This window comes from Halomonas sp. E14 (assembly GCF_052568415.1).
In genome coordinates, this window is the sequence record NZ_CP199423.1 from 1782210 (window position 1) to 1807551 (window position 25342).

Annotated in this window: 24 protein-coding genes; 15 read left to right on the forward strand and 9 right to left on the reverse strand. The window is 62.7% G+C overall.

Going from position 1 to position 25342, the window contains the following annotated elements; translation table 11 throughout:
* Nucleotides 1-184 precede the first annotated feature (184 nt).
* The 7 genes from thrS (at nt 185) to ACT7B3_RS08280 (ending at nt 7414) form a co-directional block, all read left to right on the forward strand.
* On the forward strand, nt 185-2083 hold the full coding sequence (gene thrS / locus ACT7B3_RS08250; RefSeq protein ID WP_444677763.1) for a threonine--tRNA ligase: 1899 nt from the start codon (nt 185-187) through the stop codon (nt 2081-2083).
* Between the two features lie 62 nt (nt 2084-2145).
* Entirely contained in the window at nt 2146-2685 is a 540-nt protein-coding gene (gene infC, locus ACT7B3_RS08255) for a translation initiation factor IF-3 (protein WP_445158858.1), read from the forward strand.
* Between the two features lie 84 nt (nt 2686-2769).
* Nucleotides 2770-2964, forward strand: a complete 195-nt coding sequence (rpmI, locus tag ACT7B3_RS08260) for a 50S ribosomal protein L35 (protein ID WP_010628692.1) — start codon at nt 2770-2772, stop codon at nt 2962-2964.
* A gap of 43 nt (nt 2965-3007) precedes the next feature.
* Nucleotides 3008-3361: a 50S ribosomal protein L20 gene (gene rplT, locus ACT7B3_RS08265; protein WP_444677761.1), complete on the forward strand. Its 354-nt coding sequence runs from the start codon at nt 3008-3010 to the stop codon at nt 3359-3361.
* 160 nt (nt 3362-3521) lie between these two features.
* Complete coding sequence (gene pheS / locus ACT7B3_RS08270; protein ID WP_445157576.1) at nt 3522-4541, forward strand: phenylalanine--tRNA ligase subunit alpha; 1020 nt, start codon at nt 3522-3524, stop codon at nt 4539-4541.
* A 43-nt stretch (nt 4542-4584) separates the two neighbouring features.
* A complete protein-coding gene (gene pheT / locus ACT7B3_RS08275; protein WP_445157577.1) occupies nt 4585-6981 on the forward strand; it encodes a phenylalanine--tRNA ligase subunit beta in 2397 nt (798 codons plus the stop codon).
* Nucleotides 6982-7081: 100 nt separating this feature from the next.
* Nucleotides 7082-7414: an integration host factor subunit alpha gene (locus ACT7B3_RS08280; RefSeq protein ID WP_444679339.1), complete on the forward strand. Its 333-nt coding sequence runs from the start codon at nt 7082-7084 to the stop codon at nt 7412-7414.
* Between the two features lie 125 nt (nt 7415-7539).
* Here ACT7B3_RS08280 and ACT7B3_RS08285 read toward each other — a convergent pair whose 3' ends face one another.
* A complete protein-coding gene (locus ACT7B3_RS08285) occupies nt 7540-7749 on the reverse strand; it encodes a DUF2788 domain-containing protein (RefSeq protein ID WP_444677760.1) in 210 nt (69 codons plus the stop codon).
* Between the two features lie 149 nt (nt 7750-7898).
* Between ACT7B3_RS08285 and ACT7B3_RS08290 the strand changes: the two genes are divergently transcribed.
* Nucleotides 7899-8366 carry a flavodoxin gene (locus ACT7B3_RS08290; RefSeq protein WP_444679338.1) on the forward strand — a complete coding sequence of 156 codons (468 nt, stop codon included), beginning with the start codon at nt 7899-7901 and terminating at the stop codon, nt 8364-8366.
* On the forward strand, nt 8363-8737 hold the full coding sequence (locus tag ACT7B3_RS08295) for a hypothetical protein (protein WP_444677759.1): 375 nt from the start codon (nt 8363-8365) through the stop codon (nt 8735-8737). Before ACT7B3_RS08290 ends, ACT7B3_RS08295 begins: the two co-directional genes overlap by 4 nt.
* Before the next feature lie 116 nt (nt 8738-8853).
* On the opposite strand, the gene ppnN is transcribed toward ACT7B3_RS08295, so the two are convergent.
* A complete protein-coding gene (gene ppnN, locus ACT7B3_RS08300; RefSeq protein ID WP_445157578.1) occupies nt 8854-10218 on the reverse strand; it encodes a nucleotide 5'-monophosphate nucleosidase PpnN in 1365 nt (454 codons plus the stop codon).
* Between the two features lie 136 nt (nt 10219-10354).
* Between ppnN and ACT7B3_RS08305 the strand changes: the two genes are divergently transcribed.
* A complete protein-coding gene (locus ACT7B3_RS08305) occupies nt 10355-11290 on the forward strand; it encodes a LysR family transcriptional regulator (RefSeq protein ID WP_445158859.1) in 936 nt (311 codons plus the stop codon).
* An 83-nt stretch (nt 11291-11373) separates the two neighbouring features.
* On the opposite strand, the gene gcvP is transcribed toward ACT7B3_RS08305, so the two are convergent.
* The gene (gcvP, locus tag ACT7B3_RS08310) at nt 11374-14268 is read right to left on the reverse strand and encodes an aminomethyl-transferring glycine dehydrogenase (RefSeq protein WP_445157579.1); all 2895 of its coding nucleotides are present in this window, start codon (nt 14266-14268) and stop codon (nt 11374-11376) included.
* Nucleotides 14269-14335: 67 nt separating this feature from the next.
* Nucleotides 14336-14728: a glycine cleavage system protein GcvH gene (gcvH, locus tag ACT7B3_RS08315; protein ID WP_445157580.1), complete on the reverse strand. Its 393-nt coding sequence runs from the start codon at nt 14726-14728 to the stop codon at nt 14336-14338.
* 564 nt (nt 14729-15292) lie between these two features.
* Here gcvH and ACT7B3_RS08320 point away from each other — a divergent pair.
* The 3 genes from ACT7B3_RS08320 (at nt 15293) to ACT7B3_RS08330 (ending at nt 19279) form a co-directional block, all read left to right on the forward strand.
* Nucleotides 15293-16699 (forward strand): alanine/glycine:cation symporter family protein, encoded by a 1407-nt coding sequence (locus ACT7B3_RS08320; RefSeq protein WP_444677756.1) that lies wholly within the window; start codon nt 15293-15295, stop codon nt 16697-16699.
* A gap of 68 nt (nt 16700-16767) precedes the next feature.
* Nucleotides 16768-17880 (forward strand): glycine cleavage system aminomethyltransferase GcvT, encoded by a 1113-nt coding sequence (gene gcvT / locus ACT7B3_RS08325; protein ID WP_445157581.1) that lies wholly within the window; start codon nt 16768-16770, stop codon nt 17878-17880.
* A 112-nt stretch (nt 17881-17992) separates the two neighbouring features.
* Entirely contained in the window at nt 17993-19279 is a 1287-nt protein-coding gene (locus ACT7B3_RS08330; RefSeq protein WP_445157582.1) for an O-antigen ligase family protein, read from the forward strand.
* Between the two features lie 37 nt (nt 19280-19316).
* Here ACT7B3_RS08330 and ACT7B3_RS08335 read toward each other — a convergent pair whose 3' ends face one another.
* The 3 genes from ACT7B3_RS08335 to ACT7B3_RS08345 form a co-directional block, all read right to left on the reverse strand.
* Nucleotides 19317-20099, reverse strand: a complete 783-nt coding sequence (locus ACT7B3_RS08335; RefSeq protein ID WP_445158860.1) for a LysM peptidoglycan-binding domain-containing protein — start codon at nt 20097-20099, stop codon at nt 19317-19319.
* Between the two features lie 125 nt (nt 20100-20224).
* Nucleotides 20225-21094, reverse strand: coding sequence for an acyltransferase (locus tag ACT7B3_RS08340; protein ID WP_445157583.1), 870 nt, complete (start codon nt 21092-21094; stop codon nt 20225-20227).
* Nucleotides 21095-21225: 131 nt separating this feature from the next.
* Nucleotides 21226-22149, reverse strand: coding sequence for a LysR family transcriptional regulator (locus ACT7B3_RS08345; protein ID WP_444679337.1), 924 nt, complete (start codon nt 22147-22149; stop codon nt 21226-21228).
* A gap of 128 nt (nt 22150-22277) precedes the next feature.
* Between ACT7B3_RS08345 and ACT7B3_RS08350 the strand changes: the two genes are divergently transcribed.
* Nucleotides 22278-22979: a CoA transferase subunit A gene (locus tag ACT7B3_RS08350; RefSeq protein ID WP_444677752.1), complete on the forward strand. Its 702-nt coding sequence runs from the start codon at nt 22278-22280 to the stop codon at nt 22977-22979.
* Nucleotides 22980-23058: 79 nt separating this feature from the next.
* Nucleotides 23059-23721 (forward strand): CoA transferase subunit B, encoded by a 663-nt coding sequence (locus tag ACT7B3_RS08355; RefSeq protein ID WP_444677751.1) that lies wholly within the window; start codon nt 23059-23061, stop codon nt 23719-23721.
* A 203-nt stretch (nt 23722-23924) separates the two neighbouring features.
* Here ACT7B3_RS08355 and ACT7B3_RS08360 read toward each other — a convergent pair whose 3' ends face one another.
* Both ACT7B3_RS08360 and ACT7B3_RS08365 read right to left on the reverse strand, forming a co-directional pair.
* Nucleotides 23925-24692: a DUF1338 domain-containing protein gene (locus ACT7B3_RS08360; protein ID WP_444677750.1), complete on the reverse strand. Its 768-nt coding sequence runs from the start codon at nt 24690-24692 to the stop codon at nt 23925-23927.
* A 323-nt stretch (nt 24693-25015) separates the two neighbouring features.
* On the reverse strand, nt 25016-25276 hold the full coding sequence (locus ACT7B3_RS08365) for a GrxA family glutaredoxin (protein ID WP_444677749.1): 261 nt from the start codon (nt 25274-25276) through the stop codon (nt 25016-25018).
* Nucleotides 25277-25342 lie beyond the last annotated feature (66 nt).

Here is a 25342-nt window from a genome sequence, read left to right on the forward strand (position 1 = left end):
TGGTCGTGTGCCTTCTGCTACGCTACGCGGCTGCCGTGACGCACGGCGGGGCGCGATGTGCGCACCCGTATCGCCCAGAGTAGTGGGTGGGCCGTGAGGGTCCGGTTTTCCTAGCCTTTATCATCGCTATCAATCGCGACACGTGATCCCTGGTATGGATCACCACTGCGCAAAGGACGCTTTAATGCCCATCGTGACCCTGCCTGACGGCAGTCAGAGAACCTTCGACAAACCGCTTTCCGTGATGCAGCTTGCTGAGTCCATCGGCCCCGGCCTGGCCAAGGCCTGCGTGGCGGGCAAGATCGACGGCGTGCTGGTGGATGCTGCCGATGTCATCGATCATGATGCCAGCGTAGCCATCATCACCGCTCGTGACCCGGAAGGCCTCGAGATCATTCGCCACTCCTGTGCCCATTTGATCGGGCATGCCGTCAAGCAGCTCTATCCCGATGCCAAGATGGCCATCGGGCCTGTCATCGACGACGGCTTCTATTATGACATCGACTTCGGTCGCTCCATCACGCCGGACGATCTCGCCGCCATCGAAGCACGCATGCAGGCGCTGATCGAGACGGAATACGACGTGGTGCGTGAATACGTCGAGCGCGACCGGGCGCTGCAGGCTTTCGTGGAGCGCGACGAGCCCTACAAGCAGGAAATCGTCAGCGCCATCCCGGAAGGGGAAACGATTCGCCTGTATTACCACAAGGAATACACCGACATGTGCCGCGGGCCGCATGTGCCCAATACCCGGCACCTGAAGGCCTTCAAACTGACCAAGCTGGCCGGTGCCTACTGGCGCGGCGATGCCAGCAAGCCGATGCTGACGCGGATCTACGGCACCGCCTGGGGCGACAAGAAGCAGCTCAAGGCGCACCTACAGCGCCTAGAGGAAGCTGAAAAGCGCGACCATCGCAAGCTGGCCAAGCGCATGAATCTCTTTCATCTCCAGGAAGAGGCGCCCGGCATGGTGTTCTGGCATCCCAACGGCTGGACCATGTACCAGGCATTGGAGCAGTACATGCGCCGGGTCCAGTACGCGCACGGCTACCAAGAGATCCGTACGCCGCAGGTCGTTGACCTGTCGCTGTGGAAGAAGTCGGGGCACTGGGGGCACTACAGTGACCTGATGTTCACCACCGAATCGGAGAAGCGCGAGTATGCGGTCAAGCCGATGAACTGCCCCTGCCATGTGCAGGTGTTCAACCAGGGGCTCAAAAGCTACCGTGATCTGCCGCTGCGTCTGGCCGAGTTCGGCAGCTGCCACCGCAACGAGCCGTCCGGTTCGCTGCATGGCCTCATGCGCGTACGCGGCTTCACCCAGGATGATGCGCACATCTTCTGTACCGAGAAGCAGATCCAGAGCGAAGCCGAGGCCTTCATTGCTCTGACGCTCAAGGTCTACAAGGAGCTGGGCTTCGACAATGTGGAGCTCAAGCTCTCGACTCGCCCCGAAGACTTCATGGGCGAGGCAGCGCTTTGGGATCGCGCTGAAGAGGGGCTCGAGGCCGCGCTTGATGCCACCGGCCTCGAGTGGGAGCTGCAGCCGGGTGAAGGGGCGTTCTACGGACCCAAGATCGAGTTCGCCCTGCGCGACTGCCTCAACCGCGTATGGCAGTGCGGTACCCTGCAGCTCGACTTCAACCTGCCGGGCCGGCTCGGCGCACAGTACGTCGACGAAGATGGCGAGCGCAAGACGCCGGTCATGCTGCATCGGGCCATTCTCGGCTCCTTTGAGCGTTTCCTTGGCATACTGATCGAGCACTATGCCGGCGCCATGCCGCTGTGGCTGGCGCCTGAGCAGGCGGTGATACTGAATATCACCGATGCACAGCGCGATTATGCGCTCGATCTGGAGCAGCGCCTGCAGAAAATCGGCCTTCGCGTCAAGGCGGACTTGAGGAACGAGAAGATCGGCTTTAAAATCCGCGAACATACGTTGCAGAAGATTCCCTATCTCCTGGTTGTCGGAGATAAGGAAGTCGAAGCCGACTCGGTTGCCGTGCGCACGCGCACCGGCGAAAACCTGGGTACCATGACCGTTGATGCCTTCATTGAGCGGGTGCGGTCCGAGGGTTGGTAGCCGCAGGTTGGTAAAGACAGGTTGGTAACGACATCGTCAATTACCGGAACGGAGACGGAACGATCAAGCGAAGCAGCCAGCGCGCACGTCCGCAGGACAAGCGCCCCCCAATGAACGAGCGGATAACCGAGGATCAGGTTCGCCTGATCGACAGCGACGGCGAGCAGCTGGGTGTCGTACCCACCAGCGAAGCGCTCGAGCGTGCCGAAGCGGCCGGTCTAGACCTCGTCCAGATTTCCAATGCCGATCCGATCGTCTGCAAGATCATGGATTACGGCAAGTTCGTCTTCGAGCAGAAGAAGCAGAAGGCAGCTCAGAAGAAGAAGACGAAGCAGATTCAGGTCAAGGAAGTCAAATTCCGGCCTGGCACCGACGAGGGCGACTATCAGGTCAAGCTGAAGAACCTGATCCGCTTCCTCGAAGGTGGCGACAAGGGCAAGGTCACGCTGCGGTTCCGCGGACGTGAAATGGCGCACCAGGACATCGGCCGCAAGCTGATGGAGCGGATCGCTGCGGATCTCGAGGAGATCGGGACCGTGGAGGCCTTCCCCAAGATGGAAGGGCGTCAGATGATCATGATCATCGCCCCCAAGAAGAAGTGATCCGAAGGCCAGCCAAACGGGTGGTCGGTGCAAGCCGGCCATCGGCCCCGGATTTTCTGAAAAATCTCGAGCGGAGTTAGACTCATGCCGAAAATCAAGAGCAACAGCGGCGCTGCCAAGCGCTTCAAGAAGACGGCTAACGGCTTCAAGCACAAGCAGTCGTTCCGTAGCCACATCCTGACCAAGAAGTCGACCAAGCGGAAGCGTCACCTGCGTGGTACGAAGCTTATCCATGACGCCGACAAGGCCCTGATTCAGCGCATGCTGCCGAATCTGTAAGCCTTAGACCTCAGGTCGCCCATTTCAACGTCAGGAGAAAGCCATGACTCGTGTCAAGCGTGGTGTCGTCGCACGTCGTCGTCACAAGAAGATTCTTAAGCTGGCCAAGGGCTACTATGGTGCCCGTTCGCGCGTTTTCCGCGTCGCCAAGCAGGCCGTCATCAAGGCGGGTCAGTATGCCTACCGCGACCGTCGTCAGCGCAAGCGTCAGTTCCGCGCGCTGTGGATCCAGCGGATCAATGCCGCGGCTCGTCAGCACGGCCTGTCCTACAGCCGTTTTGTCGGTGGGCTGAAGAAGGCAGGCATCGAGATCGACCGCAAGGTGCTGGCCGACCTGGCCGTGCACGAAAAGGCCGCCTTTGCTGTCATCGCCGAGAAGGCCAAGGCTGCCCAGTAAGTGACATCGACCGATGGCGAGGCGCCGGCAGCTGCCGACGCGCAATGATGCCAGACCGTCGCAGGGGAAGAGCAGCCGCTCTTCCCCTGTTTTTTTATGCGACTAGCCCCTACTATCTAGCGATTATTCAGCCAAGATCAACGACTTCGGAGCTCAACGGATGGACCATCTACCCACACTGGTCGCCGAGGCCCGCACTGCCATGCAAGCCGCAGACAGCATTGCGGCACTCGATGAGCTGCGCGTGCGCTACCTCGGCAAGAAGGGGGAGATTACTGCCCTGCTCAAGGGGTTGGGCAAGCTACCGGCGAGCGAACGGCCGGCGGCGGGTGAGCGGATTAACGAGGCCAAGCAGACGCTCGCCACCGAGCTCGACGAGCGGCGCCAGGCGCTGTCTAGCGCAGCCCTCGAGGCTAAGCTGGCCGCCGAGCGCATCGACGTCACGCTGCCCGGGCGGGGGCAGGCCAACGGTGGGCTCCACCCGGTGATGCGCACCCTTGAGCGCATCGAAGGGCTCTTTACCCGGATCGGCTATCAGGTGGCAGTTGGCCCAGAAATCGAAGACGACTACCACAACTTCGAGGCGCTCAATATTCCCGCGCACCATCCGGCGCGGGGCATGGCTGATACCTTTTACTTCGATGCCACACGCCTGCTGCGTACCCATACCTCCCCGGTGCAGGTGCGCACGATGAAGGAGCAGGAGCCGCCCATTCGCATTGTCTGTCCCGGCCGGGTGTATCGTAGCGACTCCGACCTGACCCATACGCCGATGTTCCACCAGGTCGAGGGACTATTGGTCGACGAAGACGTCAGCTTCGCCGACCTCAAGGGCACCATCGAAGACTTCCTGCACGCCTTCTTCGAGCGTGACGATCTCTCGGTGCGTTTCCGCCCCTCCTATTTCCCGTTTACCGAACCCTCTGCCGAGGTCGATATCCAGTGTGTGATGTGCTCGGGCGAGGGTTGCCGGGTCTGTTCTCACAGCGGCTGGCTGGAGGTCATGGGCTGCGGCATGGTGCACCCGGACGTGTTCCGCCATTCGGGCATCGACGCCGAACGCTACAAGGGCTTCGCCTTCGGCATGGGCGCTGAACGCCTGGCGATGCTGCGCTATGGGGTGAATGACCTGCGCATGTTCTTCGATAACGACCTGCGCTTCCTGCGGCAGTTCGCGTGAACGTGCGGCGCTATATCAACTTCGGCAGAACACAGGATGAGTCATGAAATTTTCCGAACAGTGGCTGCGTGAGTGGGTTTCGCCGCAGCTAGGCGCCCAGGGCCTCGCCGATCAGATCACCATGGCGGGTCTGGAGGTTGACGCCGTGCAGCCGGTGGCTGCTGCGTTCAGCGGAGTGGTGGTGGCCGAGGTGGTGAGCAAGCAGCAGCACCCCGATGCCGACAAGCTCAACGTGTGCCAGGTCAACGATGGTGGTGCCGAGTTGGTTCAGGTGGTGTGCGGTGCGCCTAACGTGGCGGTGGGGCAGAAAGTGCCTTTCGCCCGCGTCGGTGCCGTGCTGCCTGGCGACGTTAAGACTACTGATTTCAAGATCAAGAAGGCCAAGCTGCGGGGGGTCGAATCGCGAGGCATGATCTGTTCTGCCTCCGAACTGGGTCTTGCCGAAGAGACCTCGGAAGGCATTCTCGTGCTGCCGGGCGAGGCGCCCGCAGGCGAGGACTTTCGCCACTGGATGGGACTGGACGATCACACCATCGAGGTAGACTTGACGCCCAACCGCGGCGACTGCCTCAGCCTGAAGGGCCTGGCTCGTGAAGTCGGTGTGCTCAATCGCCTGCCGGTGGCAGGGCCGTCTATTTCGCCGGTGACTGCGACTCACGACGAGACCTTCCCGGTGCGTGTCGAGGACGGCGAGCGCTGCCCGCGCTATATCGGCCGGCTGATCAAAAGCGTGAATGTCGCGGCGCAGACCCCGCTGTGGATGGTGGAACGACTGCGCCGCAGCGGGCTTCGCGCCATTGATCCGGTGGTCGACATCACCAACTACGTGATGCTCGAGCTGGGTCAGCCGCTGCACGCCTTCGATCGGGCGAACCTGCACGGTGCCGTGATCGTGCGCCTGGCCCGCGAAGGCGAGCGCCTGGTGCTGCTCGACGGCCAGGAAATTACCCTCAACGGCTCCACCTTGGTGATCGCCGACGAGCGTGGTCCGCTTGCCATCGCCGGTGTGATGGGCGGTGAGCACTCGGGTGTCAATGAAGCCACGCGCGATATCTTCCTCGAATCGGCGTTCTTCTCTCCGCTGGCCGTGGCGGGCCAGGCGCGCTCCTACGGCCTGCATACCGACGCCTCGCATCGCTTCGAGCGAGGCGTGGACCCGAATCTGGCACCGCAAGCGGTGGAGCGGGCCACGGCGCTGCTGCTCGAGATCACCGGCGGCGAGCCGGGCCCCCTGGTCGAGGTGACAAGCGATGCGCACCTGCCGGCCGATCGCCAGGTGACACTACGCGAACGGCGCCTGGAGCAGGCGCTCAGCAAGTCGCTGCCCGGCGAGGAGGTGCAGGAGATCCTCGAGCGGCTGGGCATGACGGTAAAGGCCGATGCCAGCGGCTGGCACGTGCAGGTTCCCAGCTGGCGCTTCGATATCACTATCGAAGAGGACCTGATCGAGGAGGTGGCCCGGATACACGGCTACAACCGACTGCCGGTGCGACGTCCGGCGGCGCGCCTGGCACTGCGCCCAGATCATGAGGCGCGTACGCCGCTGGGCAGGCTGCGTCGACAGATGGCCTCGCGGGGGTATCAGGAAGCCGTCACCTACAGCTTCGTGGCACCGGAATTGCAGCAGGCGCTGCTGCCCGATGCCATATCGCCGCGGCTGGCCAATCCCATTTCCAGCGATCTTTCCGTCATGCGCGCCAGCCTGTTTCCGGGCCTGGTGAGAGCGCTTGAGTACAACCTCAACCGCCAGCAGAACCGGGTTCGCCTGTTCGAGACGGGCCTGGTGTTCCGGGGTGACCTGGATGATCTGCAGCAGATCCCGATGTTTGGTGCCCTGGCGTGTGGTTCACGACAGCCGGAAGGCTGGGCTGGCGGGCGTGACAACGTCGACTTCTTCGACCTTAAAGGCGATGTCGAGAGTCTTTTGGCCTTGGGCGGCGAGAGGGAGGCATGGCGCTTCGAAGCCGCCGAGAATCCGTCGCTACATCCTGGCCAGAGCGCGCGGCTGCTGTATCGCGGGGAGCCGGTTGGCTGGATCGGTGCGCTGCATCCGCGCGTCACGGCCGAGCTAGGGATTCGGGCAGAAGCGTATGTGTTCGAGGTGCGCCAGGATGCGCTGGTGCATGGTAGCCTGCCGGAATTCGCGCCGCTGTCGCGCTACCCGGAAGTGCGCCGCGACCTGGCGTTCCTGCTGGCGGAACAGCAGCCGGTGCAGGCGCTGCTCGACTGCGTGCGCAAGCAGGCAGGGCAGTGGCTGGAAGAGCTGAGCCTATTTGATGTCTACCAGGGCAAGGGGGTGAAGGAAGGCTACAAGAGTGTCGCCCTGGGCTTGACCTGGCAGCATCCTTCGCGCACGCTAAATGACGAGGAAATCAATCAGTTGGTCGATGCCATTGTCGCTGAATCCCATCAGCACCTCGGCGCGGAACTGCGCGGTTAACCTGGCGTCCCGGAGCATGTGTGGATGACGGGGGCTGCGGTTCTCGCCGCGGCGCCCGTTTCCGGGCCGCCACCTCAAGGCTGATGGTGAAGGCGGCGGGCTGGACCGCCACTCTGAAGGAGTAGACATGGGAGCGTTGACCAAGGCGGAACTGGCCGAGCACCTTCACGCCGAGTTGGGACTGACCAAGCGGGAAGCCAAGGCGATGGTGGAGGCCTTCTTCGAGGAGATCCGCGCCTGCCTGCGTGAAAACGAGCAGGTAAAGCTGTCCGGTTTCGGCAATTTCGATTTGCGCGACAAGCGCGAGCGCCCTGGGCGAAACCCCAAGACCGGGGAGGAAATACCCATCTCGGCGCGCCGGGTGGTGACGTTCCGACCAGGGCAGAAGCTCAAGAGCCAGGTGGAGCGCTACGAGGGCCCGCTTACCCATTGAGGCGCAGCCATCGGCACGGAGGTCATCCGAGCGGATGGCCTCTTGTGAGCGCGCGAACAGGGTGCGGATACTCGACGTGCAACGGGATCGACAGCGTACGAAGGCAGGTGAGTGACGGTTTGCCGTCAGATGCCGCCGCCGCGCTCAAGCGCCCAGGTGATGATCACCTTCAGGATATAGCCGAGGACACCGGCGCCCAGCACAATGAAGAGCATCAGGGTGCCGAAGCGTCCGGCCTGGGATTTTTTGGCAAGATCCCAGATGATGAAGCCCATGAACAGGATCAGACCGCTGATCATGATTGGGGTGATCCAGGTCTCGAAGGTATGCAGCATGTCACCTCCTTGGTAAAGACCAACGATTATACTCGGGCTTTGCCTAGCCTGCACCCCGACCGCTCCTTCCGCCACGACCTGCGCAGGCTGATTTTTTTCCGGCGGGCGTGGTAATATCCTACAAAATTACTCAGTTATTATTCCCCGACATGCCTATGCTCAAAATTTTCGTTGGAACCATGTATGGTGGTGCCCTGGATGTCGCCGAGCAGGTAAAACCTCTCTTCGAAACAGTGGGTTATGAAGTGGCCGTGCTGGAGCAGCCGACCCTGGCGGACCTGACCGATGTCATGCCGGACCTGGCGCTGTTCTGTGTCTCGACCACAGGCAGCGGCGACTTCCCTGGTAATTTTGTGCCCTTCGCGCGTGAGCTGGACGAGCGCTGCCCATCGCTTACGTCGCTGCGGTACGGCGTAATTGCGCTAGGCGACAGCTCCTATGGCGACACCTTCTGCGGAGCCGGGCGGCGGCTCGATGAAATGCTGCAGGGCCTGGGCGCGCAGCGGATCGGCGAGCGGCTCGAAGTCGATGCCATGGAAACTTTTATGGCCGACGATGCTGCGCTGCCCTGGGTAGAAGCCTGGATCGCTACCCACGACCTGAAGGTGGGCGCATGAACGGCACGCCAACGGCGGAGCGGCTTAGCCTGATGCTGGGTCTGATCGTACTGATGCTGGCTACGGTGCCGCGCTACCTGGCGGGCGACCACGGTAACCGCTTGTCGCTGATCCTGCTGGCGCTTGGCGTCGTGGCCGTGGTTGCCGTGCTCAATTGGCGGCTGCTGCCGGTAGCCGAGCGTAGCCGCTTGCCGGCACTGGTCGGGCGCTTCGGCCTGGCGTTGGTGGCAGGACTGGCGCTGATGAGCGGCTGGCACGCCCTGTTCACCGCCTGGATCAGCTGGCAGCTGTTGCTTGCTCACGGCGCGACGCTGGGACTGCTGCTGCATGCGGTATGGCTATGGTGGCGTCCGCTGCCCGGTGAGGCCTGACGCGGCGCTACGATGGCCCCTTGCACTAAGGACACCATGTCAACACCCGGTAGTGCCGAACCGGCCTCTGCCGGGTGTTCTTGCGGGCGCTCCGCGTTTAAGCAAGGCGCGTTAGCTCAAACCAGGCGGTAGCAGGGAACGTACTCCCGTCCCGGTAGCTTCATTCGCCCTTGGGCGACGAAAGAGCCCAGCAGTTCGTCGAGACGGCGCATCAGCTCGGTTTCGGCGTGCAGCAGGAAGGGCCCATTGGCCTCGATGGCACGCAGCCCCTGTTCCTTGACGTTGCCGGCAACAATACCCGAAAAGGCCCGACGCAGGTTGGCCGCAAGCTCGTGTACCGGCTGGTTGCGATGCAGGGCGAGATTGGCCATGGCCTCGTGCGTGGGCTCGAAGGTTTCCTGAAAATTCCGAGCAATGGTCAGGCGCCAGTTGTAGTGGAAAGCGTCCTGGTGCACCCGGCGAAACTCGGTGACGGCATCGATCCCTTTGCGCATGGTGCGGGCAACAGCTATCGGGTCATCGACAACGATGGTGTACTTGCTACGAACCGCTTCTCCCAGGGTATAGACAAGGAATTCGTCGATTCGCTGGAAATAGTCGGCGGCACTGGCCGGGCCGGTAAAGATCAGCGGCATTTCCATGTCAGCGTTGTCGGGATGCAGCAGAATACCGAGCAGATAGAGGATCTCTTCTGCCGTGCCGACCCCGCCCGGGAACACGACGATGCCATGGCCAATGCGAATGAAGGCCTCCAGACGCTTTTCGATGTCCGGCATGACCACCAGCTCATTCACCAACGGATTGGGTGCTTCGGCGGCAATGATGCCGGGTTCGGAGATGCCCAGGTAACGCCCGTCGGGGATGCGCTGCTTCGCGTGCGCCAGGTTTGCTCCCTTCATGGGGCCTTTCATGGCACCCGGGCCGCAGCCCGTGCAGATGTCCAGCTCACGCAGGCCCAGGTGGTAGCCGACGTCCTTGGTGTACTCGTACTCCTCGCGGGCGATGGAGTGGCCGCCCCAGCACACCACGATGCTCGGATCGCGCCCCGGGTGCAGGGTGCCCGCCTTGCGCAGGATGTGGAACACGGCATTGGTGGTGCCTTCGCCCGTGCTGAGGTCGAAGCGTGCGTGGTGCTGGATCTCGTTATAGACGTAAACGATGTCGCGCAGCACCGAGGACAGGTGCTCGCGAATGCCGCGGATCATCTTGCCGTCGACAAAGGCCTGCGCCGGTGCGTTGGTCAGCTTGAGGCGGATGCCGCGATCCTGCTGGATCACCTCGATGTCGAAGTCGTGATAGGTTTCCAGCAGTACCAGGCTGTCGTCGGTCATGCTGCCTGAGCTGAGCACGGCGAGGGCGCAGCGCCGCAGCAGGTCATGCAAACCTGCCTTGGAGGTGTCCCGCAGGCGGTTCACTTCGTGCTGGGAGAGTACTTCCAGGCTGCGAAGGGGAGAGATGGTGCTGGATATGGTGTCAGGCATGTAACTGTCCTTGTCGTTGTCGCTAGGGTTATCAGGATGCTAACACGCTGATAGCTCTGGCGCAGCGCTGCGCCGGGGCAGTGGGACTGGTAGAATGGGCACATCAGGTTACGGCCAGCCGAACAAGCGACGCGCCATGTTCAACGCCCAGTACTTTCGTACTTTCATCACTTTGGTCGAGACCGGCAGCTTCACACGCACGGCTGAACGTCTGGAGATGACGCAGCCCGGTGTCAGCCAGCATGTGCGCAAGCTGGAACAGTATCTCGACAAGTCGCTGCTCGAGCGCCAGGGTCGCCGCTTCACCCTGACCGAAGCCGGCCGCCGGGCCTACGATTACGGGCTGCGCCTCTTTTCCGACCACGAACAGTTCCGCCATTCGTTGGATGACGAGGCGCTCGATACCGGCGAGTGCCGTATCGCCTCGCCGGGTAGCGTAGGGCTCATGTTCTATCCTTACATCCTGGGCCAGCAGCAGATGTCCCCGGGGCTTACTGTCAGCTATAGCTTCGCCTTCAGTCATGAGATCGTTGCCGACGTGCTGACCGGGCGACATGACCTGGGCATCGTCACCGAGCCGATTCGCCATGCTGAACTCGACTGCCGCCTCTGGCACCAGGAACCCCTGTGCTTGGTGGTGCCGGCCGATTTTGCCGGGACCACGCTAAGCGAGCTGATGGGGCTCGGCTTCATCAACTATTCCGACGGCGTCAGCCATGCCGGTACGCTGCTGCGCAGTAATTTTCCGGACGAGTTTCGTTCGATGAGCCAGTTTCGCCGCCAGGGTTTCACCAACGAGGTCGCCATGGTGCTGGACGCGGTGGCCCGCGGTCTTGGGTTCACGGTGGTTTCGCGGCTGGTTCTGGAAACTTCGCCCTGGCAGCGCCAGGTCAAGGAGCTCGATCTTCCAGTCACTGAGCATGAAACCTTGCATCTGGTCAGTCGCTCGGGATCGCGGGTGCCGCGTCGCTATGAGCGCCTACTGGAGGGGTTCCGCGAGCAACGCATGCGAGAGCGGTTTGGCCATGGTGAGATGGTGTCACCGCTGGATTCCTTTCTATCCGATTGTTAGCCCCGGCCCGTGACCAGGCTAGCAGAACGGCCCGCCGATCGCTCGGCGGGCCGTTCTGCTTGGCAGCTTCAGACGGCGACGTGTCAGTCGCGATACTCATCGATGCTTGGGCAGGAGCAGATCAGCTGACGGTCGCCGAACACGTTGTCGACGCGATTGACTGCCGGCCAGTACTTGGCTGCCTTGACGGCCTCGGAGGGGAAGGCGGCAAGTTCTCGTGAATAGGGCCGTTCCCAGGTGTCGTCCAGCAGGTCGGCCTGGGTGTGCGGCGCATTCACCAGCGGGTTGTTGTCGAGCGGCCAGTCGCCACGCTCGACGCAGGCGATTTCCTCGCGAATGGCGATCATCGCGTCGCAGAAGCGATCGATTTCATAGCGCGATTCTGATTCCGTGGGCTCCACCATCAGGGTTCCAGGCACCGGGAATGACATGGTGGGAGCGTGGAAGCCGTAGTCCATCAGGCGCTTAGCGATATCTTCCTCGCTGATGCCGGACGCTGCCTTGAGCGGGCGAATGTCGATGATGCACTCGTGTGCCACGGTGCCGTTCACGCCCCGGTAGAGGACCGGGTAGTGGGCCTCGAGGCGCTTGGCCACGTAGTTGGCGTTGAGGATGGCCAGCTCGGTGGCTTGCTGCAGGCCGCGTGCCCCCATCATCTTGATATACGCCCAGGAAATGGGCAGGATCGCGGCCGACCCGAAGGCGGCGGCGGATACGGCGCCGCACTCTTCACGCACGCCGGCGATGGGTGTGACCACATGGTTCGAAACGAATGGCGCGAGGTGCGCCTTCACGCCAATCGGACCCATGCCGGGACCGCCGCCGCCGTGGGGAATGCAGAAGGTCTTGTGCAGGTTGAGGTGACTGACGTCGCCGCCGAAGTCGCCGGGACGGGAGAGGCCAACCTGGGCGTTCATGTTGGCACCGTCGATGTACACCTGGCCGCCGTGCTGATGCACGATGGAACACGCCTCGCGCACGCCTTCTTCGAACACCCCATGAGTGGAAGGGTAGGTGAGCATGATCGCCGACAGGCGCTCGCTGTGCTGGGCCGCCTTGGTCCGCAGGTCGTCAAGGTCGATGTTGCCGTGGCTGTCACACTCCACCACGACCACCTTCATCTGGACCATGGCAGCCGAAGCGGGGTTGGTGCCGTGCGCGGAACTGGGGATCAGGCAGACATCGCGATGGCCTTCGCCTTGCGCGGCCTGGTAGCGACGAATGGCCACCAGGCCGGCATATTCCCCTTGGGCGCCGGAGTTGGGCTGCATCGAGATATGGTCGTAGCCGGTGACCTCGACCAGAAAGGCCGCCAGCTCGTCGATCATCTGCTTGTAGCCCACGGCCTGGTCCTGCGGCACGAAGGGGTGCAGCTGGCCGAACTCGGGCCAGGTGATTGGAATCATCTCGCTGGTGGCGTTGAGCTTCATGGTGCACGAACCCAGCGGAATCATGGCGTGGGTCAGTGACAGATCCTTGTTTTCCAGGCGCTTGAGGTAGCGCAGCATCTCGGTTTCACTGCGATAGCGCTGGAAGGTCGGGTGGCTCAGGAAGCCCGAAGTACGCTGGCAAGCCGCCGGGATGCCGCTGATGCCCCCCGAAGTCACCTGCTCATCCAGTGTCGTGACCGAAAGGCCGTGTTCCTCGCCGATCAGCACGTCGAACAGCACGTCGAGATCATGGGCGGTAGTGGTCTCGTCGAGACTCACGCCGATATCGCCGTCGGCAAAGTAGCGCAGGTTGATCTCATGGGTCAGGGCGCGGCCATGGATCTTGCCGGCATCGACGCCGGTGAGGCGCAGGGTGTCGAACCAGCTGTCGTGCGCCAGCGCTACGCCCCTGGACTTCAGCCCTTCAGCCAGCAGCGTGGTCAGGCGGTGAATGCGGTTGGCAATGGTGCGCAGCCCCTCGGCGCCGTGATAGACGGCATAGAAACCGGCCATGTTGGCCAGCAGTGCCTGGGCAGTACAGATGTTCGAGGTGGCCTTTTCGCGGCGAATATGTTGCTCGCGGGTCTGCATCGCCATACGCAGCGCGGTGGTGCCTCGGGCATCCTTGGACACGCCGATGATGCGACCGGGGATGGAGCGCTTGAGCGCATCGGTGGTGGCGAAGTAGGCGGCGTGCGGGCCGCCGTAGCCCATGGGAACGCCGAATCGCTGCGTGTTGCCGACTACGATGTCAGCGCCGAGGGCACCCGGCTCCTTGAGCAGCACCAGACTCATGATATCGGCGGCCACGCAGGTCATGATGTTGCGTTCGCGCGCCGCCGTCAGCAGCGAGGCCAGGTCGTGGATGCGGCCGCTTTCACCCGGGTATTGCAGCAGTGCGCCGAACACGTCGTGGTCGGCCAGGGTCTCGGCAGGCCCGGTGACCAGCTCGAAGCCGAAGAAGTGAGCGCGCGTACGTACTACATCCAGCGTCTGGGGCAGCACGTCGTCGGCCACGAAGAAGGTGTTGCTCTTCGATTTCTTGTTGGCGCGCTGACACAGCGCCATGGCCTCGGCGGCGGCGGTGGCTTCGTCGAGCAGCGATGCATTGGCCAGCTCCATGCCGGTCAGATCCATGACCATCTGCTGGAAGTTCAGCAGCCCCTCCAGGCGGCCCTGGGCGATTTCGGGCTGATAGGGAGTGTAGGCGGTATACCAGCCTGGATTCTCCAGCACGTTGCGCTGGATGACTGCGGGTACGTGGGTGTTGTAGTAGCCCTGACCGATATAGGTCTTGAAGATCTTGTTCTGCTTGGCCAGGCGCTTTAGGTAGTCGAGCGCTTCGGCTTCGGTGCGCGGCGCGTCGAGCTGCAGCGGGCGGCCGAGGCGAATGTCGGCGGGCACCGTGCGCTCGATCAGTGTCTCGAGGCTGTCCATGTCCAGCGCCGCCAGCATGGCGGCAACATCTGCGGCTCCGGGGCCGTTGTGGCGACGGATGAAGGCGTCATGGTCGGCCAGTTCGGCCAGGCGGCGAGTGTCGATAGCCATGGAATAACCTGTCAGTAGTACCGTGAAGAAACCCCGGCCGGAAGGCCGGGGTGGGGAGAGGGTCGGTTCAAGCGTCGCTGTCGACAACGGCCTGATAGGCGTCGGCGTCGAGCAGCGTCTCGAGGCTGCCTGCATCGGCCAGGCGGACCTTCATGATCCAGCCGCCTTCATAGGGTGAGGCGTTGACCGTTTCCGGCGTCTCTTCCAGCGCTTCGTTCACTTCGACGATTTCGCCGTCGAGGGGGGCGTACAGGTCCGAGGCGGCCTTGACTGATTCGATGACACCGAATTCATCGCCCTTGGCGAGCGTAGTGCCTACCGAGGGCAGTTCGACGAAGACCACGTCGCCAAGCGCTTGCTGGGCATGGTCGGTGATGCCGATGGTGACGGTGCCGTCGCCGTTGTCCAGCACCCACTCGTGGCTTTCGTTGTAGCGAAGATTGGCTGGAATCGAGCTCATGGTGTTTTCCTATACGAAAAGGTTTTCTGAACGCAGGCATGCTAACGCCAATGGACGTATTTGGCGAGTCCGTCGGCGCATTCTCATGGCGTGTTTTATGCTCTTGCCTGAGGGAGTTTGCTGCGCAATGCGGCGCTGATACCGCGTACACGCGGCAACCCCTGCCGGTCGACAGCCTGCGCCGGGGTCACTACGCTGTCAGTTTAGCGGGTCCGCCTCATTGCCGATACTGCTTTGGCTAGGCTAGCAAAAAAGCCGTTCTTGGAGAAAATAGGGTAAACTTGTTTCCAATAAGAAACGGAGGTGGAGTGGCTCCCCCTAGGACGGCATAAGAAGGGATCGGCGAGAACATGGGGGCCTACTTTCCGCTGGGTGGTCTTGGCTTGGTGTTTTCCGCTATGGTACGCCGGTTTGTTCTGCCATATGTGCGAGCGTTTCGAAGTGCAGTCGACGATCGTTCTGCCGTGGTGGGCAATGGTGTGCCCTGCTGTCGAGCGGCTATCCCGGGGGCGGCGCACCGTTGGCAAGCCTGACAACAACTCCGTACAACAGAGGGATACGTAAGTGGAAACGTTGACATCGATATTCAACGCCATCAATGGCGTGGTGTGGGGCCCCTTGATGCTCATCCTGCTACTTGGGGTGGGCGTCTATCTGCAGGTCGGCTTGAAACTGATGCCTATCCGTAAGCTGGGCACCGGCTTCCGGCTGATGTGGGAGGGACGCGACGCCAAGCCGGTACCCGGCGAGAAACGCAAGGCTGAGGAGGAAGGGGAAATCTCTCCCTTCAATGCGCTGATGACGGCCCTTTCGGCCACCATCGGGACCGGCAATATTGCCGGCGTGGCCACTGCCATCGCGCTGGGCGGGCCCGGGGCGGTGTTCTGGATGTGGATCACCGCCCTGGTCGGCATGGCGACCAAATTTGCCGAGGCGGTGCTGGCGGTGCGCTATCGGGAAACCGATAGCACCGGTTTTCATGTCGGCGGCCCGATGTTCTACATCAAGAATGGCCTGGGACGTAAGTGGCTGTGGCTCGGCGGGGCGTTCGCCTTCTTTGGCGCCGTGGCGGCCTTCGGTATCGGCAACACCGTACAGTCCAACTCGGTAGCCGATGCCCTCGACTCCACCTTCGGCATCCCCCACTGGCTGACCGGCGTGGTGATCATGGTGCTGGCCGGGGCGGTGATTCTTGGCGGCATCAAGCGTATCGCCAAGGTGGCTGGCAAGCTGGTGCCGATCATGGGGATCGCCTACGTGATCGCCGGCCTGCTGGTGCTGATCGTCAATGCCGGTCAGATCGGCGAGGCATTCGGGATGATCTTCTACTATGCCTTCAATCCGCATGCCGCGGTGGGTGGTTTCGCCGGTGCCGCTGTGATGGCGGCGATTCGATTCGGCGTGGCACGCGGCATCTTCTCCAACGAGGCAGGCCTTGGTAGTGCGCCGATCGCCCACGCCGCCGCCAAGACCAAGAATCCGGTGCGCCAGGGCATGATCGCCATGCTGGGCACCTTCATCGACACCATCATCATTTGCACCATCACCGCACTGGTCATTCTGACCTCTACGGTGTGGGTAGAGGGCGAGGCGGGCGCATCGTTGACGGCGCTCTCCTTCGATGCCGCGCTGCCCGGCTGGGGCAACCAGATCGTGTCGCTGGCGCTGGCAGTGTTTGCCTTCACCACCATCCTCGGCTGGTCTTTCTACGGCGAGAAGTGCTTCCAGTTCTTGTTCGGCACCCGCTCGATCATGCTCTATCGGGTGCTGTTCGTGCTGGCCATTCCGCTGGGTGCCATCGCCCAGCTGGGCTTCATCTGGCTGATGGCCGATACCTTCAATGCCCTGATGGCGATTCCCAACCTGATCGCCCTGGCGCTGTTGTCACCGGTTGTGTTCAAGGTCACCAAGGATTACTTCGACGGCAAGGAAGTGCTGCCTGGCGAAGAACTTGACCACAACAAGAGCTGAGCGACGGCCTTGTGGCCCGCTCGGGAGGTGCCTGCAAGGCACCTCCTTTTTTCCCTGAGGAGTCCGAGATGAGCCAACTCAAGCATACGCCGCTGCACGCCCTTCATTTGGAGCTGGGGGCGAAGATGGTGCCCTTCGCTAGCTACGACATGCCGGTGCAGTACCCGCTGGGCGTCAAGAAGGAGCATGAGCACACCCGCACCTCCTGCGGGCTGTTCGATGTGTCGCATATGGGCCAGATCCTGCTGAAGGGCCCGAATCCCGCGCAGGCCCTTGAGACGCTGGTGTGTGCCGATATTGTCGATTTGCCTGTGGGCATGCAGCGCTATGCGCTGTTTACCGGCAACGAAGGCGGCGTACTCGACGACCTGATGGTGGCCAATGCCGGTGACTGCCTGGTGCTGGTGGTGAACGCGGCGTGCAAGGACCAGGACGTGGCGCTGCTCGAGACCGGGCTGGACGCTGACCACGGCATCGAGGTGCTCGACCGCGGCCTGCTGGCGCTGCAAGGACCGAAGGCCGCCGATGTGATGCAGCGTTTCTGTCCGGAAGCCTGCGAGATGATCTTCATGCAGCATGGCCGCTTCGAGATGGCCGGTATACCGGTATGGATCAGCCGCAGCGGCTATACAGGGGAGGATGGCTTCGAGATCTCGGTGCCCGCAGACCAGGTCGAGGCGCTAGCGCGGCGACTGCTGGCCGAGCAAGAGGTGGAAGCGATTGGCCTGGGCGCACGCGATTCCCTGCGGCTTGAAGCTGGCCTGTGCCTCTATGGGCATGACATCGATACCGAGACCACGCCGGTGGAAGCGGGCCTGATCTGGGCCATTGGCAAGGCGCGCCGACATGGAGGCGAACGTCCGGCGGGCTTCCCGGGTGCCGACGTGATCCTGCATCAGGTCGACGCCAAGGACCATCGCCGCAAGCGGGTCGGCCTGCTTGGCGAAGGGCGTGCCCCGGTACGTGAGGGAGCAGAGTTGTTCGATGAAGCCGGACGTTCGATCGGTCGCGTGACGTCAGGCGGATTCGGCCCCAGCGTCGGCCAGCCGGTGGCCATGGGGTATGTCACGATCGAGCAGGCGGAGATTGGCACCACCGTTTATGCTGAAGTGCGTGGCAAGCGCTTGCCCATGGTAGTGGCGAAGATGCCGTTCGTGGCGCCTGGCTACCATCGGGGCTAAGCCTTAAACCAAGACTCATCCTTATACCGTTACCTTTCTTCCAGTTCGAAGTAGGCAGGGACATGCGATAGGGGCAGGAGGGCCGTGGCCACCTGCCTCGGGAGTGCGCTCAGTGGATGATACCGCCGTGAACGAGCCTCAGTCGCCGCCTGCCGGAGCGGCACTTCGCTTTCGCTATTTGCAGGCTCTGTGGAGCCGTCGCCTGGCCTCAATGGCGCTTGCCGGTGCCGGCATGCTGCTGGTGTTGCCTTGGCAGTGGCTGGTCATCGTGCCGGTCCTGCTGCTGCTGGCGGCGTTGCTGGCCGATGACTCGCCTGATGCGGTTGCGCCGCTGAGGGATGACTGGCTGATGATGGCTGCCCTGGGGGGCTATGGGCTGACCTGGCTGGTGATGGCGCAGTGGCACGGCGAGAGCGTGCGCGGCGTTGCCCATGCCTGGCCCGTTGCGCTGGCCATCGCCGCCCTGGTGGCCTTCGCCAAGCTACGTGCGACGGCAACCTGGCTATGGGCTGGGCTGGCGCTGGGTAGCCTTGCAGGAGGCGCCTGGGCGATCTGGCAGAAGCTGATCGAGGGCTCTCGGCGTGTCGAGGGGCATGAGCCCTTCAACGCCATCCTGTATGGCAACCTGGGGCTTCTGCTGGGGCTGCTGTGCCTGGCCGGGCTTGGGTGGGCCTGGTCCCGCCAGGCTCGCTGGCGCTGGTCGCTACTGATGGTGGCCGGCGGTCTGTCTGGCCTGCTGATCTCGGCTCTCTCCGGCACGCGGGGCGGCTGGATCGGCCTGCCCCTGGCGGCCTGGGTGCTTTACCGGGGGCACGTCAGCCGCATGTCGGTGCGCTGGCGGCTGGGCTTGCTGTCGACGCTGTTGCTCTTAATGGCGGCGGCGTACCTGGTGCCGCAGACCGGGGTTGCCGAGCGGGTCGAAAATGCCAGGGTCGGCGTCGAGCGTTACTTCACCGGTGACGATGACATGAATTCGATCAGCGCCAGGGTCGAGATGTGGAAGGGGGCGGTAGAGCTGATTGGCGAGCGGCCGATGACCGGCTGGGGCATGGCCGGTTATCGCACGCTGATGATCGAACGCAGCGAGGAGGGGCGTCAGGACCCGCTGCTGCGCCGCTTCTGGCATGCCCACAACGATGCGCTGGATGCTTGGGTCAAGCGTGGCCTGCCGGGATTGCTGGCGCTGCTGGGTCTCTATGTTACGCCGCTGTGGCTCTTTGCCCGGGGGATCGGCTCCGGCTCGGGTGAGCGTCGGTCCCTGGCGGTGGCGGGCACGCTGCTCGCCGTGGCCTTCATCGATTTCGGCCTGACCTACAGCCTGCTGGCTTACCCGGCGGGAGGCTGGATCTATGCCCTCCTGCTGGTGCTCTTTTGGGGGCTTTACCGTCAGGCTCGCTGATCGGCATGCCCCCTTGTTGACCTGTTGGCGTGTTGGCTCAGCGCAGCACTCGCCGCGGGTCGATCGGCTTCCCGCCCATGCGCAGGTCGAACAGCAGATCGTGGCGTTCGGCGGCGCTGTTGAAGCTGACCTCACAGAGCGGCGTTCCGCGGGTAACCCGCGCGCCATCATCCACCAGCAGGGTGTCGCACAGGGCGTAGACGCTCTGCAGGTTGTCGGCGTGATGCACGATGACCACGCGTCCCAACTGGCGCATGCTGCCGGCGAAGCGCACATCACCATCGGCGACCGCCTTGGCCCGGGCGCCGCGGCTGGTAGCCAGCAGCATGGGTTGCAGGGTGCCGCGGCTGTCGGTGCCGAAGGAGCGCACCACGCGATAGTCGTCCAGCGGCCACGGCCAGTTGCGCGCCGAGGCAGGCAGGGCGGGAGCGTTCGAAGGTGCAGACGCCGGAGCGGCCGCCGTCCCGCTGCCGGCCTGGCTGGGACGGCTCGGGCTCGACGCCGCAGGTGCTGCGGCAACGGCGCTGCCGGAGCCGCGTAGCGGCACGTGAAGCACCTGGCCCACCCGTAGCTGGGTGGGCTCAATGCCAGGATTGGCCGCCTGAATACGTGCCGGAGTGGTGTTGAAACGCCGCGCAATGGCCGAGTAGGTATCGCCGGGGCGTACCTGGTAGCGGTAGGGTCCGCCTGACGGCGCGCGCTCCTGCTGAGTGGGTACGAGCAGGCGCTGGCCCACCGCCAGCCGATTGGGGTTGACGTCGGGGTTGAAGCGCTGCAGGCGCGCCAGCGGTACATCGGCGCGAGCGGCGATGCTGCCCATGGTGTCGCCGCGCTGTACCTCGATCCAGCTGCCCGAGATGCCGGGGTCTGCGCTGCGCTGAACCACGCTTGGGCGAGTGTTGCCGCCTCCAGCGCAGGCGCTGAGTAAGAGAGCGAGTGCCAGGATCAGTGCGAGTCGAGCGCCTGGTCCTTTTCTTGCCACAGGGCATTGAGCCATGAGTGGAAGCGTTCCTTGTAAAGCGGGTCGTCGTGATAGCTGCCGGTGGTCATCCAGCTGGGAACTTCCAGGCGCCGTGCCGTCAATGTCACGGGGCCTTCGCGCCCACATAGAAAGCCCCAGAAGGTTGGATGGGGGTTTTCATAGTGCAGCGTCATGTCGAGGATGCCGCTGAGCTGGTCCCCGAGCTGATTAAGCACCTGTGCGGTGCCGCCGGCCTTGGGCCGCAGCAGGTGGCGATAGGGGCTCTGCTGGGCGTCGCGCTTGGCTGGGGTGAAGCGTGTGCCTTCGACGAAATTGAAGATGGCAATAGGCATCTCGCGTGCGCGTCGACACATGCGCTGCGTGGCTTCGCGGTCGATGCGCGCCAAACGCGGGCTGCGTTCGAGCTGCTCCCGGCTGTAGCGTCGCATGAAGGGGTACTCCAGGGCCCACCACGCCAGGCCGACGATGGGGATCCAGATCAGCTGCTGCTTGAGGAAGAATCGCGGCATGGGAATCCGCCGATGCAGTGCCATCAATAGCAGAAAAATATCGGTCCAACTGCGATGGTTGGAAATGACCAGCCACCTTTGTTCCCTTGAGAGTCCGTCGGGCACCTCCATCGTCAGCTGGGGCTTGAGAAAGTGCCGAATCCACCAGAGGTTGGCGCCGATCCAGTTGAGGGCCACGCCATTGAGCCCTTTCAGTACGATTAACCGCAGGGGGCGCCCCGGGGTAATCAGTTTCAGGGCCGTCAGGAAGATCAGCGGCACCCCCCAGAACAGGGTATTGGCCACGATGAACAGAACGCTGGCGATCCCTTTCAGGGTCGACATGCCGGGCTCCTTGCGCTGCGTTTCCGATTAGCCGCCCATGCTAATGGATCAGGGAAATCCTGCCCAGCATCAACTTGGCTCATGCGTGCCAACGCTTCATGCGGGCCGCAGTGCCGATGGACGCTGCGTACTCAGATTGGCGCAGGCGGTGTGATGCCGCCCCATGGGGTCGGCTCGCACAGGGTGGTCCGCAGCACATCATTCAGTGCGCGAGCGGCAATCGAGAGCTCCTGGCCATGGCCGACCACCACACCCACGGTACGCGAGATCTGCGGGTCGCGCAGGGGCAGGCAGCGAGCCCCGAGCTCGTGCATCTGCTCGCGACACAGCGAGGGCACGGCACTGACCCCAAGGCCGCTGGCGACCATCCTGCCTACCGTCGCCAGCTGGTGACTCTCGAAGGCCACCGGCAGCTCGATGTTGCGCTGCGCCAGCGCCTGCTCCAGCAGGATGCGGACCATCGAAGGGCGCTGCAGGGTGATGAAGTCATGGGCCAGAAGCGCTTGCCACCCCACAGCGGGAGCACTGGCCAGCAGCGACTGGCAGGGCACCACGGCAATGAAGGTGTCGTCGAACAGCGGGAGGAAGTCGATGCCCTCCTGGGTTTCCGGCTCGAAGGCGATGCCCAGCTCCACCTGCTGGCTGCGCACCATGTCGATCACCTGTTCGTTGATGACGTCGTGTACTGTGACGTTCACTCGCGGAAAGCGCTCGCGAAAGACGCGCAGCGCGCTAGGCAGGCGGTTGCAGGCAAGGGAGGGCATGGCCGCTAGCGCCACGCGGCCCAGTTGCAGCGTGAAGCGCTGGCGCAGCAGTTCCTCGGTATTGTCCCACTCGGCCAGCAGCCGCTTGGCCAGTGGGAGCAGGATCTCGCCTTCGGGTGTCAGGCGCACGCTGCGTGTGCTGCGTATCAACAGCGGACCGCCCAGCGTTTCTTCCAGCCCCTTGATAGTCAGGCTGAGTGCAGGCTGGGATAGATGCAGCCGCTCGCAGGCTTGGGTAAAGCTCAGGGTCTGGGCGACGGCCAGGAAGGCGCGTAGCTGCTTTACGGTCATGGTGGCCATCTTTTCATTTGTTTTTTGTATAAATTGATAAAAAAAACAAACTTAACAAATATATTGGCTGGGTCAACACTGTTCCGGTACTGTCATTCTTCCTTTTCACAACAAGACGAGGCTTCGCGATGTCCGGATTCGACAAGCGCGTTTACTCCTACGAAGACGCCATGCAAGGCATCGAGAGCGGCATGACCGTGGTAGCTGGTGGGTTTGGCCTGTGCGGCATCCCCGAGAACCTGATTGCCGAGATCAAGCGCCGCGGCGTGAAGGATCTGACCGTCATCTCCAATAACTGTGGCGTCGACGGTTTCGGCCTCGGCCTGCTGCTGGAAGACAAGCAGATCAAGCGATTCTACGCGTCCTACGTTGGCGAGAACGCCTTGTTCGAACAGCAGATGCTGAATGACGAGATCGAGGTCATCCTGACTCCGCAGGGGACTCTCGCCGAAAAGATGCGCGCCGGCGGAGCCGGAATTCCTGCGTTTTATACCGCCACCGGCTACGGCACCCCGATCGGTGAAGGCAAGGAAGTGCGCGAGTTCAATGGGCGCCACTACATCCTGGAAGAGGCCTTCCACGCTGATTTCGCCATCGTGAAGGGCTGGAAGGCCGATCGCTATGGCAACGTGGTCTATCGCGACACGGCGCAAAACTTCAATCCGCTGGCGGCCACCTGCGGCAAGATCACCGTGGTGGAGGTCGAGGAGATCGTCGAGCCGGGCGAGCTGCGTCCCGATCAGATCCACACCCCGGGCATCTACGTCGATCGCATCATCCAGGGCACCTTCGAGAAGCGTATCGAGAAGCGCACGGTGCGCGAGGGCTGATCGCCCCGCTTCGCTGCAAACCTTGCACGGCCAACCGAACGGCCAAACGCTTCTCAACCGAACACAAGAGGCAAACAAGATGGCACTGACTCGCGAACAAATGGCGCAGCGCGTGGCGAAAGAGCTCAAGGACGGTTTCTACGTCAATTTGGGCATTGGGATCCCCACCCTGGTGGCCAACTACGTGCCGGATGGCATCGACGTGATGCTGCAGTCCGAGAACGGGCTGCTCGGCATGGGACGCTTTCCCACCGAGGATGAAGTCGATCCGGACATGATCAACGCCGGCAAGCAGACCGTGACGGCGCGTCCGGGTGCTGCGATCTTCAGCTCGGCGGAATCTTTCGCCATGATTCGTGGCGGTCACGTCGATCTGACCGTGCTGGGGGCCTTCGAAGTCGACCAGGAAGGCAACATTGCCTCATGGATGGTGCCTGGCAAGCTGATCAAGGGCATGGGCGGCGCCATGGATCTGGTGGCCGGTGCCGAGAACATCATCTGCACCATGACCCATGCCTCCAAGCACGGCGAGTCCAAGCTGCTGGAAAAGTGCACCCTGCCGCTGACCGGTGCTGGCTGCATCAATCGTGTGCTGACCGATCTGGCCTACCTTGAAATCGAAAACGGCGCCTTCATCCTCAAGGAGCGTGCTCCCGGCGTCAGCGTCGAGGAGATCATCGAGAAGACCGCGGGCAAGCTGATTGTGCCGGATCATGTTCCCGAGATGACTTTCGACGCCTGACCGTAGGCTTGGCTTCGGCGATTACAAGAACCCGGGTCCGGCCCGGGTTCTTGCATGCTGGGCAGTGAATAATCCAGGTCACTCTGCTGTGGCGATTTTGTGACCGATCGTTGCGAAGCCGCATTATTGCTGGGATGGCGCGGCATGGGAGCTTCGCCTTGCACAGCATTATCCACAGTTTCTGTGGATAACCTCTCAAGGGATCAAGCCATCTCGCAGCGGGTATGCGGCGGCAAGAGAGCCTCCACTGCCCGCTCATGGTGGCCATTGAGCCGTTTTTGTACCAGCGCCAGGCCGCCCAGGCAGATGCGATGTTCATCGCCTTCGGCAAAAGCCAGCCGGCGCGAGCTGGTGGGATAAAAGCGGTACTGGAGGATCGGTGAGACGGGAAAGACACTGTGGCGATGATCGTCGCTGCCCTTCAGGCCCGTCTGCTCAAGCTTGGTGTTCAACTCCTCCAGCGCCATGCCCAGTTGCTCGCAATCGAAGCCCGCATGATGCATTCCCGGACCCATCACCGAGAGCCAGCCAGCCAGCGGGTGCGCCTGGTTGACGAGGCGGTAGGTAGGCCAGTCCGGCATATCCCACGGGCGTCCGCGACACAGCAGGTTCTTGCCGCGGGTATCCTTGGGGTGACTGGTCGTCACGAGGCGCGCCAGGGCCTCCCTGGGTTCGCGAGAGAGCGCCCCCAGCTGTAGCTCGGCCAACACCAGCCAGGCGCCTTCGTCGGGTGGTGCCAGCAGGCAGATCAGCAGGCCCCGGTCGGCCATGGCAAAGCGCTGCATGGGACGATAGCCAAGATGCCCTAGCGTCGGCAGCAGGTCTGCCACTGCAAAGGGTGTGCGATTGAGGGTGAGTAGCACCAGGTATTCCGCCGGCGTCTCGAGTGGCCACAGGCGCAGGGCTCCGATATCCGGATGGTGGTGGATATAGTCGAGCCAGAGCTGTTGGATGAATTCTTGCCGTTGCATCGCGCCGTCCTTATGTCCTGATGCGCCTACTTAGGCGTCAGTATAGGAGGTGGTGGCAAACGGCTTTCAACGGCGTCAGGACGTTCAACGCAGCATGAACGCTGCACGGGAGAGCGATACGTCATCAGTGGCGGACGCCTCAGGCGCAGGGAGGGAGTCCCAGCGAAGTTGCCTGAGGAAAGTTGCATGAATCGAATGGTTTGGGGGAGGTACTAGGAATAGTGCTTGAAGAATGATGCCTGAGCAATGGTGCTCGAGGAATGCCAAGGCGCCTACCAAGCAGGGCGAATGAGCACTGCCCGTTCGACGCCAAGCGGCCAGGATCAGGCTAGCAGGGCCTTTTCTCTCACGTACTGATCGAACTCGGTGAAGCCTCCTACGTGCGTCTGGTCGACGAAGACTTGTGGCACGGTACTCACGGGTTTGCCAATGGTCTTTTCCAGGTCGGCCTTGCTGATGCCTTCCGCCCAGATATCAACATAGCGATGTCCCTCGATGGCACCGGCGCTTTCCAGGCGCTCGGCGAGGGCCTGGGCGCGAACACAGAAGGGGCAGCCGGGGCGACCGAAGATGACGACGAACATGGCAAGTCTCCAGTGGAATTCGACACTATTGTGGCCCAGCCAGGCCTTGCTCTCCAATAGCAGGCT